Here is a 13,929-nt window from a genome sequence, read left to right as displayed (position 1 = left end):
TATTACGACAATCAAGTTTTGGGGAGTAAGAAAAGTGTAAAAATATAAAACTATGAGAGTATATATGGGTTTTCACTTTTATAATTCCGAATAACAAAATCTAGCGCACTTTGTAATACCTCGCCCATATTTTGTGCTTTTTTAAATTTTATATCGCCAGTTAACTCAAAGAGCTCCATTTTTAATTGTTTCATTTTTTCGGGTGGTGCAATCTTATCTTTCTTCATACAGGCCATAAGCCCTTTTAAGCGTTTTTTCATACTGGTGGCGCGCTTAGCCAACAGCGATCTTTCTTCATTAATGTATTGGTCTATGGATGCTTGTTGTAAAAGTTCGGTGGTCATTGCCACCAGCTTGTTGTTTTCCTTCAAAAATTGTGGTTTGTAAACTTTTGAATTTCCTTCATAACTCTGTTGGTCAAAATCTATGGCGCGAATTCGGTACTGAATACGGTCAAAATCGTGGGTTAAAACCATTACGTAATTATACGAACGCATATCGCCCAATAATCGCACAAAGCAACGTTCGTTAAATTTCACGAACTCTTTAGCAATTTCCATTTTATCGCGATGGGTGCAATTTTCTAAATGGTTTTCTATAAAATCATCGCCGGGAATACCCGAAATATGTTCTTCAATTAAAGTGTTTTTTCGCACTAAAAAGTTTATGTGATTTGGCGAAAGCAAATCTTCCAGTTCCAAGCCGTAAATACGGGAAGCATCGGCTTTTTTAATATACAAATAGAGGTAATTGTCGTTTAGGATATTTCGAACTTTTATACGAAAAGGTTTTGAATTTCCGAAAGTGCAAAAATCTATACTGTCTATATTTAAGTAGGGAAAAATAGTATCGCTACCATCGGAATGCAAGATGGAATATACTTTTTTTAGGCTTTGGTTGATTTCTTCGGTTTCAAATTCAGAATAATAAACACTTACCCAAAGGGTGTCTTTTCCGTTTTTATCGAATACGGCCACCGAGCCGTGAAAACGCAACAAATCGTCGTAGTAGATAGGAATTTTAATGGTTCTTCCGTGGCGGGTTAAGTATTTTAAAAGCGCATCCGAAACGGGATATGCGGGTTTCTTTTTTGAAATTAATTTGTTTCGCTCCATAATTGCGGTAATAATTTTTAAAGATATGGATTTAAAAAAAGACGTAAGACCGCTTCGCTGAAAAGATGTAAGACCGCTGAGCTGAAAGACTTAAGATAAAAGACTAAAAATATAATAATTCGTTTTCGATTTCAAAAGCTTATTCCTTTAAAAACTTTTTCAACGCGACATCTTTTCCTGAATACACTTGTATATAATAAACCCCCGAAGCTAGGCTGGAAACATCCACGGTTGGGGAAACGGTTTCAACATCCAATTGCAAAACTTTGCTGCCCGTCATTGTGTAGATGTTTATTTGGTTTATGGTTTTGTCTTGGGTGTTTAGTTGTAATGTGTTTTTTGTAGGATTGGGGTAGAGGCTTATTGCTTTTAGGAATGAATTATCTTCCAACCCTAAAGTTGCAGCGTGTTTTATTATCCAGAAATCGGCTTCCCCTCTGCTGTTTTCTGTTTTATCGCCTGAAATATTGGAACTGGATTGGCCACAAATCATAAAGCTGCCATCGTCATTCTGAATTGCTTTTGGCAGTCTTTCCCCCAATGAGCCATCTATATCATTTTGCCATTCAATTATGCCCACAGAATTAAGCTTCATTATCCAAAAGCTCTGGGAATCTTCAAAAGTATTATCTGTTTTATCGCCGGAAATATTTGAAAGAGAGCTACCGCTAATAAAATATCCTCCATCAGAAGATTCTATAACCGTAAGAGGAATATCTCCAGAGTCTCCCCCTATGGTATTTTGCCAGACAATATTGCCTGCTGAATCTAATTTTAATACCCAATAATCCTGATACCCTTGTGAATCTTCCGTCTTATCTCCAGAAGCATCAGAATTTGATTGCCCAATGACCATATATCCACCGTCATCTGTAAGTATCAAATTTGTTAAATAATCTTCTCCGTCCCCTCCGTAAATTTTTTCCCACACGGAGTTTCCATTCATATTCAATTTTGAGACAACATAATCACTAAAAATACCGCCCGTACCCGAGCCAGCTATTATAAAACCACCGTCATCGGTTAACCGAGCATTGCTTAGATTTGAATTGGCAAAAAAATCGTAACCCTTCTGCCATTGAATATTCCCATTTACATCCAATTTTAATATCCATACGTCGCCAACAACTGTTTTATCCCCAGATACACCTGAAGAAGCTGTGCCGCCAATTAAAAAACCTCCGTCGGCCGCTTGTTCAACGTCAGCAACAGTATCATTGTCATCACTTCCTATTGTTTTTTGCCACATTATATTTCCGGACACATCCAATTTTAGTATCCAGTAATCTGTGCCTCCCTGTGAATTTTCAGTTTTATCACCAGATATCCCGGAACTGGAATATCCCAATACAATGTAGCCATCATCGGATATTTGGATAATTTTTCTTAAATAATCGTCCTGATCGCCCCCTAAGGTTTTTTGCCATTGAATATTGCCTGAGTTATCAAATTTCACCACCCAATAGTCATATCCACCTCTTGAGTTTTCGGTTTTCTCTCCCGAAATGTTAGATTCTGAAAAACCACCAACCACAAATCCCCCATCATTAGTTTTGGAAATAAAAGATGGTTGGTCCCAATCACTCCCCCCAATAGTCCGCTGCCAAAGGATATTCGGGTCCTGAGCATAAAGTGAAACTGTAATAAATGTTAAAACTAAACTTGCAATTAAATTTCTTTTCATAATGAATGGTTTTTATTTTTTCAAATTTTCCAAAGCCTTTCAGCTTTGATTTCATTTTCGATTTTGATTCAAAAAATTATTCCTTAATAAACTTTTTCAAAGCCACATTTTTCCCAGAATAAAGCTGCACATAATAAACACCCGAAGCCAAGCTAGAAACATCTAAGGTTGGGGAAACAGTGCTAACATCCACTTGCAAAACTTTGCTGCCCGTCATTGTGTAAATGTTTACTTGGTCAATGGTTTTGTCTTGGGTGTTTAGTTGCAATGTGTTTTTTGCGGGGTTGGGGTAGAGGGTTATTGCTTCTGAAAATGGGTTTTCTTCGAGGCCTAATGTTTCTGCATGTTTTAATATCCAGAAATCATTGCCACCCCGAGAATTTTCTGTTTTATCTCCTGAGATATTTGATGCAGAACGCCCTCCAAGGAAAAAACTTCCATTGGTTGCTTGGCTTAGTGACATTATAACATCAGGATTGTTTCCTCCAATGGTGTTTTGCCATTCTATAATACCTAAATTATTTATTTTTATTATCCAATAGTCTGACTCTCCTAAAGAATTTTCTGATTTATCACCTGAAATATTTGAATAGGAATATGTCCCTATGAGGTAACCATTATTTGAATCGGAAATAAGCGCAGTTAGCCCATCAGTTTGATCACCTCCAATAGTATTTTGCCAAAGAATATTTCCATTTTCATCTAATTTTATAATCCAACTATCAGAACCACCTAAAGAATCTTCGGTTTTATCTCCAGAAATGTTTGAATCTGAAGATGCTCCAATTAAATAACCTCCATCATTGGCAAGGATAACACTTGAAGCTCTATCTCCACTACTCCCTCCAATTGTATTTTGCCACTGTATTTGACCTAATGAATCAAGCTTTAAAATCCAACAGTCACTACTTCCTTGAGAGTTTTCGGTTTTGTCGCCAGAAATATTAGAATATGAAAACCCAGCTAAAATATAACCTCCATCTAATGTTTGTTTTATTGAATCGACCCAATCTTCATCATCTCCGCCAATTGTATTTTGCCATTCAATTTCGCCCATAGAATCTAATTTTACTATCCAAATATCATTTAATCCTATGGCATCTTCAGTCTTATCGCCGGAAATATTTGAGTTGGAATTGCCTCCAGCTAAAAAACCTCCATCAGAAGTTTGTATAAAACTTCTTAATTGATCGTCGTAATTGCCACCAATAGTATTTTGCCATTCAATGTTGCCTGTTGAATTAAGTTTAATGATCCAATAATCATAATAACCATTTGTGTCTTCAGTTTTATCCCCTGATATATTCGAATCAGAATAGCCTCCCAAAATATAACCTCCATCTGATGTTTGGGAGATTTGGGGATTCCAATCTGCCCAATTACCACCAATTGTATTTTGCCATTCAATGCTGCCTGCGCTATCAAGTTTTAAAATCCAATAATCAATACTGCCATTTGAATCTTCTGTTTTATCTCCTGAAGCATCAGACTCAGAATAACCACCAATTATTATTCCACCATCCATTGTATTTCCCATTGAAGTAAAAGAATCGTATTCACTCCCCCCAATAGTACGCTGCCAAAGTATATTTGGGTCTTGAGCGTAAAGTGAAATTGTTATTAATGCTAAAACTAAACTAACGAGGATATTTCTTTTCATAATAAAGGGTTTCTATTTTTACTAATTTTTTTTCGATTTCGATTTCGATTTCAGTTTCGATTTCAATATCATTCCTTCACAAATTTTTTCAAAGCCACATTTTTCCCTGAATACAGTTGAATATAATAAATGCCCGAAGCCAAGCTGGAAACATCTACGGTTGGGGAAACGGTATCAACATCAAATTGCAAAACTTTACTACCCGTAATTGTATAAATGTTTATTTGATCTATTGTTTTGTCTTGGGTATTGAGTTGTAGTGTGTTTTTTGCTGGGTTGGGGTAGAGGGTAATTCCTGTAGCTAAAAAGTTTTCCGTTGTGCCTAATAAATCATCTAACTTTAAAACCCAATAGTCATTTTCTCCAATAGAATTTTCTGTTTTATCTCCAGATATGTCTGATCTTGAATTTCCACCTAAAAATATTTTATTTTCAGATGTTCGATTAATTGATACTGCATAATCAGCGTGGCTTCCGCCTATGCTATATTGATTTAAAATTTCACCAGAATCATTTAATTTTAATAGCCATATATCAATACTGCCATTGGATGGGACAGTTTTATCTCCAGATATATTTGATGTAGAAAAACCAACGATCCAAAAGGAGCCATCAAAATCACTATATGAATCTAAACAACCATCAGCTTCATTTCCGCCAATAGTGTTTTGCCATTCAATATTTCCTGTTTGATCAAGTTTAATTATCCAATAATCCGAATCACCATAATTGTTTTCCGTTTTATCGCCAGACATATTTGAAAAGGATTCTCCTACAAGAATATATCCGCCATCATAAGACTGCGTAACATTATTTAAAATATCACCATCATCTCCTCCAATTGTATTCTGCCATTCAATATTTCCTGAAGGGTTTAACTTGACAATCCAATAATCATAATTTCCTTGATTAATTTCAGTTTTATCTCCTGAAATACCTGATCGAGAATATCCTCCTAAGATAAATCCGCCATCAGGAGTTTGCAGAACGGATTTTAATCTGTCTTCTGAATTTCCTCCAATTGTATTCTGCCATTCAATGTTTCCAGTGCTATCTAATTTTAAAATCCAATAATCGTCACTGAAGTTTACTGAGTCTTCAGATTTTTCTCCAGAAATATTAGAATTTGAGGTGCCACCAACAAAATAACCCCCGTCATTTGTTTGAATGATAGTATTCATTATATCCTGGTTGCTTCCTCCAATAGTTTTTTGCCATTGAATAATGCCTGAAGAGTTTAATTTTACAATCCAATAATCGTAAAAACCTCGACAATTTTCATTTTTATCTCCCGAAATGTTTGAGCCAGACCATCCTCCAATAACATATCCTCCATCAGAATCTTGAATTATAGTTTCTACTCTGTCAATATCGTCTCCTCCAATAGTATTATCCCATTCTATATTTCCAGTGGAACTCAATTTTACAATCCAATAGTCATCTTCGCCAATATTGTTTTCAGATTTATCTCCTGAAATATTTGATTTTGACGGTCCAGCAATCAAAAACCCCCCATCTAGTGTACTAATTGAAACCCTTAATTCTTCATCATCACTCCCCCCAATAGTTCGTTGCCAAAGAATATTCGGGTCCTGAGCATAAAGTGAAACTGTAATAAATGTTAAAACTAAACTTGCAATTAAATTTCTTTTCATAATGAATGGTTTTTATTTTTTCAAATTTTCCAAAGCCTTTCAGCTTTGATTTCATTTTCGATTTTGATTCAAAAAATTATTCCTTAATAAACTTTTTCAAAGCCACCTTCTTCCCAGAATACAACTGCACATAATAAACGCCAGCAGCCAAGCTGGAAACATCCACGGTTGGGGAAACGGTGTTAACCTCCAGTTGCAAAACATTGCTGCCCGTGATTGTGTAAATGTTTATTTGGTCTATGGTTTTCTCTTGGGTATTGAGTTGCAATGTGTTTATTACCGGGTTGGGGTAGAGGGTTACGTTTGTTTCAAGTTCGCTCCCTTCTACGCCCAAAATCGTTAAATTTTCATACCATACCAATTCCCTGTTTTGATTGGAAAGGGCCGCAGATAAAATGTCCAGATCGCCATCGTTGTCCAGATCTGCGGCATGGACCGTGCGCGGGCTTTGCAGATTGGGGTCGATTATGTTTTGGGGTCCAAAGCCGCCCATTCCATCCTCGTTTCTATACCAAGCAATTTTATTATCGTCTGTAGAGGCAGATAGCACGTCAACATCACCGTCGTTATCCAAATCTGCACTAGTAGTATCGAAAATATTGAGTGCCTCATTGCTTATTATGTTATAATAGTCGAACTGCCCCAAACCATTTAAATTCTCCCTCCAAATTACCAAATCTGTTTTTTGCGAAACTATGTCAAGATCATTATCGCCATCAATATCTACCAAGCTAAGGGAATTTTCATATAGCCCGATAGGGTCAATTATATGTTGTTCATTAAAATCTCCTAAGCCATCCACGTTTTCAAACCAAGAGAGATAAGCACTTCCTACAGAGTTGGTCAAAATATCCATATCCCCATCCCCGTCTATATCCCCGATTGCCTGGGTCCTGGCTTGGCTGATATTTGCATCTATGGTAATTCTTGAACTAAATGTTCCCGCTCCGTCAAGGTTTTCCACCCAATATAATCCATTCCCGTTAGAGACTCCCAGGACCAAATCAAGATCGCCGTCTCCATCTAAATCCGCTCCAGTAATTCCTGCGGCCCTTAGCAAATTATTGGAGATTAACTGTAATGCGGAAAAAGTGCCATTTCCAAGATTACGGTACCAAACCACTTCATCATCATCAAAAAAGCTAACGGCTAGGTCTATTTTCCCATCATTGTCAATATCTGCTGGGAACAGGGAAAAAGACTGTTTTTTGCCTTCCTGTATGGAAATGGGAGCGCTAAAAGTTCCTAAACCATCGAGGTTTTTATACAATGCAATTCTATCAAAAGAAGAAACAGCCACATCCAAGGCTCCATCTTGATCGAAATCCGCAGTTCGCACCATACGTACCGTACCGGAATTTTGGTCTATAATTTGTCGGGACCCAAATTGGGCATGACAACTTGTTCCCATAATTAAAATCCATAAAAAAATTTTAAGTTTATCTCTCATATTAAAAGGAAGGAGGCAGTTAAATATGAACTACCTCTTTTTTTATTTTTTAATTATTGCTTTTTAATATAACGGTTTCTTCTGTTCCGCCATCGTCATATTCTTTTATGATATTGTAAAGCCCCGGATCCAAATCGTTTATTAATTGGGGGTCGTTAATGCCCAACGAGTCCTTTGGAGTAACCGTTACGTTGGTGTTGAAAATGCCATCGTTAAACTTTAAAATATCCCCGCCACTTGGGGCTCGGTTATTATTGTCATAGCATCGTTGTGGCTGGGTGGTGTTTTCCTCCAATTGCAAAATACGTATGGCAGCGTGGTTGGGGTGCACAATGATATCGTAACGGGGCTCGTCAGCATCTATGCTGCTTACTATATTGAAATTATTATAGGTGAAATTTGTATTGCCGTATTCAATAGGCTGTGGGCAGTCGCATTCGCAGGAAACAAACCTATAATCAAAGCCCGGTTGGAATAAGGGTTTGTGGGTTGGCATGGTAGGCCCCACTAAGTAATAATCCCCCTTATAGGGTTCATAAAGCGATGCCACATCATACGTCATTACGGCCGCATACTTTCCATAGCAATCAATATCGATGGCCTCACGCATGCGGATGGCCTGACCCACGGAAAATATATGGCCACAGGCCAAAACTTCAGGCACATAATTCATATAGTTGCGCACATCTTCATCAAAAATTTGATAAGGATCTCCTTGACAATCCGCATCATTACCCAAATATTCACAAGTCTGATCATCGGTATTATATGCCCGTAATATCAACGTAGCAGCGGTATCGGTAACACGGTCGCCATTGGTATCTGCATTATAGTCCGGGTCGGTTTCAACGCGGGTTACGTGTTCACATTCATCTTCTTCTCCTGGTGGTACATTATAAAACTGGAAGGTATGTACCAAACCCATGTTGTGGCCCAATTCGTGGATCATCCCCCAAGTTGTAAACAACTCTCTTTTTACGATGCTCCTTGTTCCAAATAAGGTTGCGGAGCCCCCATAATTTTGCACAAAATCGTATGGAATGTACATATTTAAGGTGTTGGGATTTATTACATCTTCAGATGGACCGGGGTATTCGTCTATCCAATTGGCTAAATCAGAAGGTTTTTCAGGAATATAAATGGCCGTACTTTCAATATCATCAAACCCTCTATACTTAAAAAAGATATTGTATTGATTGAAAATTATGTTCATTTTGGCAACAGCTTTTAGAACGTCCTGTTCATTGATGTGTTCAGGACCGGGATTACCATTGTCCTGAACTATTCGCCAAAAGAAAATATTAAAAACCACAGGTTCAAAAGTATCCAAATAATTTTGGTCCACGGATTTGCTGAATTGTTCATCGCACCAATTTGTACTCAATGAAAAGTCTGACGCGCATTTAAGCTCAATTTGATCGTTGATTTGAGCGAACAAACTACTGTTATATCCAATAAATAAACAAAGGAAAATGGGAAAAAGGGCTGTTCGGCTTTTGTTAAAAATGATTGTTTTCATAAGAAAAATGGTTAGTGGCTATTAATCTTGAAGATATGAAATTTTTCTAAAAGGGAAGGGTTTAATCCCTTAAAAAGAAAAATCTCATAATTTCCCTTAAAACTGTCGTAAATATCCCTTAAGCAATTAATATATGTATAATTTCACAAAAAATTAAAAAAAGGATTCCTATTCCTTAATACTTCTATGGCTATCTTAGGTTTATTGTTTCCTGAAGGATTTTTTCTTTTACACTTTCCCAAGCTGTTGGCTTGGTCATTACCGGCATTTCTTCTTTTTCGGCATCTTCAAAATAGGTCAGGCTTTTCAGAACTAAAAATTGGGAGCCATCTTCATATTTTTTATTGTAGAACCCTATCATTTCTTTTAGGGAAAATGTTTTTAGTAAAAAATATAAATCAATAAAATCCCTTTTGCTCCCGCGTCCCGAAATGGCGTTGAGCTTCATTGCGGCAATATCTTCCAAGGAAAGCAAACGGATTGAATCTACTTTTTTGGTTTTTTTCAAAAGAGGATAACGATAGTTTACAAAATCCACTTTTATACCATTTATGGAATAAACGATGATGTTTTTACTTTTTTTTAAAACAAGGGGGTTCCCAAATCTGGAAAGTTCTCGATTAAATTCCAGTTCGTTTATTTCAGAATTTCCAAACATGTCAATATCCACAGAAAGACGGTGCCCAATCTGAAGTGCCAATGCCGTGCCGCCTACAAGATCGAAACCTATAAAAATTTCAGAACGCATTAGCTTATCTAAGAGTTCCAAAAGCTGGGCATCGACGTTTTGTTTGTATAACATCTGAATTCTTTTTTGTCAATTTTGAAAATAGCCGAAAGGAAAGAAAGCGTAACTGCATCCAATTCCCTAAATTGAAGCGAAATCTGTTTGATGGTTTCCAGTCCGTAAATTTCTTTAATAAGCTCCCAATCTTCCATCAATCCATACTCCAAAACCCGATGGATAATGAATTCCTTGGATTTTTCAAAATCGAGCTCCGCTTTATCCACATCCCAAAAAAGATGCTCGGATAAGTGGGATATGGAATGAACAGCGGCCATTTAAAGGATATTGATTTTACATTTCAAAAATACCAAAAATAATAAGGATTAATAAGACCCACTTTGGAATTTGGAATTTATTTTTTTTGGAATTTCCTTCCCCAGCGGGAGTTAGAGTGCATAATGCACCTATAGTCAATTCTCGCCACAATCCAAATCCACAACTAACATAACTGTGAGCTCTGCAGTGTTACAATTTATATTTTTTTAACATTTTAAAAAACGCACTAAAATTAATTTCCTTAGTTTTGCGCCACAAAAAAACAAAACCTATGAAAAAATTATTTGGATTATTATTTTTAGCTCTTGCTTTTACTGCATGTTCAAGCGATGATGACAGCAGCAGTAACGAAGCATCTATCGAAGGCACTTGGAAAATGACAGCTTTCAACACTGAAAATGCCTACGACTTAAACAATGATGGCACGGCTTCAACAAGCGTTATGGACGAAACTAACTGTTACCAAAACGAAACAATTGTTTTTAATGCAGATGGTACGGGAACGGCTTTTAATACTTCGTATGCTGATATTGAACTAACTTTGGTTGCGGGAACTACAGACGAATATGAGTACACTGTAACTTGTGTTTCTGAAGATGATTCTACTCCGTTTTTATACACTCAAAACGGAAATACAATTACCCTAACTATGGGAGGTTTTAACCAAGATGTAACTCTTTCAGGGAATACACTTACCTACGTATTTGAAGAAGGTTTTTACGTAGAAGTTGACAACAACGGAACAACTACAACAGTAACTGAAGATATTACTTTTGTTTTTACAAAACAGTAAGATTAAATTTCTAAATTGAAAAGAGCCGAAAGTAAAACTTTCGGCTCTTTTGTTTTCTGCCAACTGCCACTGAATACTGCTAACTTATTAATGCGCTTCCAACCAATTCTCCCCAACACCCAAATCAACATCCAACGGCACGGTGAGTTTATAAGCGTTCTCCATCTCGTGCTTTACCATTGCTTGTAATTTCTCAAGCTCTGGCTTATAGGCGTCAAAAACCAATTCATCATGCACTTGGAGTAGCATTTTACTTTGATAATTTTCTTCCTCCAATTTTTTGAAAATGTTAATCATTGCAATTTTAATGATATCTGCGGCACTTCCCTGTATTGGTGCGTTTACGGCATTTCGTTCCGCTGCGCCACGTACTACTTGGTTGCTTCCGTTTATGTCTTTTAGGTAGCGTCTTCTGCCCAAAACGGTTTGCACATAGCCGTTTTCTCGGGCAAATTGAATTTGCTCGCTTATATAATTCCGAAGTTTAGGATATGTTTTATAATAGGTTTCTATCAACTCTTTTGCCTCTGTTCGTGAAAGGTCGGTTTGGTTGCTTAAGCCGAAAGCCGAAACGCCATAAATTATTCCGAAGTTTACCGTTTTTGCATTGCTTCGTTGTTCGCGAGTAACTTCAGTTAATGGAACATTGAAAACTTTTGCCGCGGTGGAAGCGTGAATATCCTCGCCGTTTTTAAAAGCCTCGATCATATTGTCTTCTTCGCTTAAAGCGGCAATGATACGAAGTTCTATTTGCGAATAATCTGCTGCCATCAAAACATAATCTTCATTCCTTGGAATAAAGGCTTTCCGCACTTCACGCCCGCGTTCGGTTCGGATTGGAATGTTCTGTAAATTTGGATTGTTACTGCTTAAACGTCCAGTTGCGGCAACGGTTTGCATATAGTCGGTATGCACACGGCCGGTAGCTTTTTCAACTTGTTCGGGCAGCGCATCAACATACGTGCTTTTTAATTTTGCTAAACCACGGTATTCCAAAACATCGCGGATTATTTTATGGTCTTTTGCCAAAAACGAAAGCACATCTTCGGCTGTGGAATATTGCCCTGTTTTGGTTTTTTTCGGCTTGTCTATCAGTTTCATTTTTCCGAATAGAATTTCGCCCAACTGTTTCGGGGATGCAATATTAAATTCTTCTCCAGCTTCTTCGTAAATATTTTTCTCAAGTTGAAGAATGTCTTTGTCCAATTGTTCGGAAAGATTTTTGAGGAAATCTTTATCTAAATTAATGCCTTCCAATTCCATTGCTGCAAGAACGCGAAGTAAGGGCACTTCAATTTCGTCAAAGAGTTTTTGGGTATTGGCTTCGCCCAATTCTTTTTCGAAATGTTCTTTTAGCTGAAACGTTACGTCTGCATCCTCAACGGCGTATTCGGTTTGTTTTTCAATTTCAACATCGCGCATACTTAATTGATTTTTACCTTTTTTACCAATTAATTCGGTGATGGCAACGGGGGTGTAGTTTAAATACGTTTCGCTTAAAACATCCATATTGTGCCGCATATCTGGGTTTATCAGGTAGTGCGCGAGCATCGTGTCAAAGAGTTTTCCCCTGACCGAAATGCTGTATTTGGCCAAAACTTTGATATCGTATTTTAAATTCTGACCAATTTTCTGAATAGATTCATTTTCAAAAAAAGGACGCAGAGCTTCAATTAATTGTTGAGCCTCCTCTTTGCTTTCTGGAAACGGCATATAAAAACCCTTTCCTTTTTCCCAAGAAAAAGCAATGCCTACCAATTCTGCTTCCAGCGGATTTAACCCTGTGGTTTCAGTGTCGAAACACACGCTCTGTTGCGCCATTAAATTTTGAAGAAACAGTTTGGTACCCATCCCCGGATTTACGGTTTGGTAAAAATGTTCGGTATTTGTAATGGTAGCGCGCGAGTTGTAATCTTTAATTTCTTGAGTAGCCTCGCCACCGCCACCAAATAATGAAAACTGTCCGCTTCCCGCAGAAGAAGCACTTTTTGCAGTTTCAGAATTTGAAATTTGCGTAACTTTTTCTGTCGCGCCTTCTTCTGAAAATAGTTTTAAAAACTGGTCTTTTAGTCGTCTAAATTCAAGCTCTTCAAAAATCTGCTGTACTTTTTCGCCATCGGGCATGGAGAGTTCGTAATTGGCTTCATTAAAAGTAACGTCGCATTGGGTATTGATGGTAGCGAGTTTTTTAGAGAGCATACCTAGTTCGGCATTTGCTTCAACCTTCTCCTTCATTTTACCTTTTAGCTGGTCTGTATTCGCCAAAAGATTTTCCATGGAGCCAAATTCTACAATAAATTTTTTCGCGGTTTTATCGCCTACCCCTGGCAGTCCGGGTATATTATCGCTGGCATCGCCCATCATCCCTAAATAATCAATTACTTGTTCGGGGCGTTCTACGCTAAAACGCTTTTGCACCTCAGGAATTCCCCAAATTTCTATTGCGTTACCCATTCGGGCGGGGCGGTACATAAAAATATTTTCGGTAACCAATTGTGCAAAATCTTTATCGGGAGTTACCATAAAAACTTGGTATCCTTGTTTTTCGGCTTGTTGGGCGAGAGTGCCAATAATATCATCGGCTTCCAAGCCCGAAAGTTCAACACACGGAATGTGCATAGCTTTTATAATTTCCTGAATTATGGGGATTGATTGCTTTATTACATCGGGAGTAGCATCGCGATTGGCTTTATATTCCGCAAATAATTCGGTGCGCTCGGCACTTCCATCTTTATCAAAACATACTGCGAGATGGTCGGGTCTTTCGCGCCGTATTACATCGAAAAGTGAATTTAAAAAACCTAAAATAGCCGAGGTATCTTGCCCTTTGCTATTGATGGTCGGATTTTTTATAAGTGCGTAATACCCACGAAAAATTAGTGCGTATGCATCGAGAAGGAAAAGACGTTTTTGGGTGGTCATAGTTTATATTTTATTCTGAAAATGTCCTCAGGCACAGTTACAGAAGTTGTTTTAAGATAGAAATTTTT

Annotated in this window: 10 protein-coding genes; 1 reads left to right on the top strand and 9 read right to left on the bottom strand. The window is 37.5% G+C overall.

Going from position 1 to position 13,929, the window contains the following annotated elements:
• Window positions 1-50: 50 nt before the first annotated feature.
• From VZD24_RS02805 to VZD24_RS02770, 8 genes are all read right to left on the bottom strand, one after another.
• Window positions 51-1,115 carry a hypothetical protein gene (locus tag VZD24_RS02805; protein ID WP_279449894.1) on the bottom strand — a complete coding sequence of 355 codons (1,065 nt, stop codon included), beginning with the start codon at window positions 1,113-1,115 and terminating at the stop codon, window positions 51-53.
• 139 nt (window positions 1,116-1,254) lie between these two features.
• Entirely contained in the window at window positions 1,255-2,799 is a 1,545-nt protein-coding gene (locus VZD24_RS02800; RefSeq protein WP_342686917.1) for a T9SS type A sorting domain-containing protein, read from the bottom strand.
• A gap of 76 nt (window positions 2,800-2,875) precedes the next feature.
• Window positions 2,876-4,459: a T9SS type A sorting domain-containing protein gene (locus VZD24_RS02795; protein WP_342686918.1), complete on the bottom strand. Its 1,584-nt coding sequence runs from the start codon at window positions 4,457-4,459 to the stop codon at window positions 2,876-2,878.
• Window positions 4,460-4,527: 68 nt separating this feature from the next.
• Window positions 4,528-6,114, bottom strand: coding sequence for a T9SS type A sorting domain-containing protein (locus VZD24_RS02790; protein WP_279449896.1), 1,587 nt, complete (start codon window positions 6,112-6,114; stop codon window positions 4,528-4,530).
• A gap of 76 nt (window positions 6,115-6,190) precedes the next feature.
• Window positions 6,191-7,525 carry an FG-GAP-like repeat-containing protein gene (locus tag VZD24_RS02785; protein ID WP_279449897.1) on the bottom strand — a complete coding sequence of 445 codons (1,335 nt, stop codon included), beginning with the start codon at window positions 7,523-7,525 and terminating at the stop codon, window positions 6,191-6,193.
• Between the two features lie 88 nt (window positions 7,526-7,613).
• Window positions 7,614-9,083 carry a zinc metalloprotease gene (locus tag VZD24_RS02780; RefSeq protein ID WP_279449898.1) on the bottom strand — a complete coding sequence of 490 codons (1,470 nt, stop codon included), beginning with the start codon at window positions 9,081-9,083 and terminating at the stop codon, window positions 7,614-7,616.
• 190 nt (window positions 9,084-9,273) lie between these two features.
• On the bottom strand, window positions 9,274-9,885 hold the full coding sequence (locus tag VZD24_RS02775) for a nucleotidyl transferase AbiEii/AbiGii toxin family protein (protein ID WP_279449899.1): 612 nt from the start codon (window positions 9,883-9,885) through the stop codon (window positions 9,274-9,276).
• A complete protein-coding gene (locus VZD24_RS02770; protein ID WP_342686919.1) occupies window positions 9,840-10,145 on the bottom strand; it encodes a DUF6922 domain-containing protein in 306 nt (101 codons plus the stop codon). Before VZD24_RS02770 ends, VZD24_RS02775 begins: the two co-directional genes overlap by 46 nt.
• 272 nt (window positions 10,146-10,417) lie before the next feature.
• Between VZD24_RS02770 and VZD24_RS02765 the strand changes: the two genes are divergently transcribed.
• Window positions 10,418-10,939 carry a lipocalin family protein gene (locus VZD24_RS02765; protein ID WP_279449901.1) on the top strand — a complete coding sequence of 174 codons (522 nt, stop codon included), beginning with the start codon at window positions 10,418-10,420 and terminating at the stop codon, window positions 10,937-10,939.
• 87 nt (window positions 10,940-11,026) lie between these two features.
• On the opposite strand, the gene polA is transcribed toward VZD24_RS02765, so the two are convergent.
• Window positions 11,027-13,861 carry a DNA polymerase I gene (polA, locus tag VZD24_RS02760; RefSeq protein ID WP_342686920.1) on the bottom strand — a complete coding sequence of 945 codons (2,835 nt, stop codon included), beginning with the start codon at window positions 13,859-13,861 and terminating at the stop codon, window positions 11,027-11,029.
• Window positions 13,862-13,929: the final 68 nt, after the last annotated feature.

The organism is Aequorivita flava (assembly GCF_038742595.1).
Classification (GTDB): Bacteria; Bacteroidota; Bacteroidia; order Flavobacteriales; family Flavobacteriaceae; genus Aequorivita; species Aequorivita marisscotiae.
Note: the sequence above shows the minus strand (reverse complement) of the source record. Positions and strands in the feature narration are given on the sequence as shown.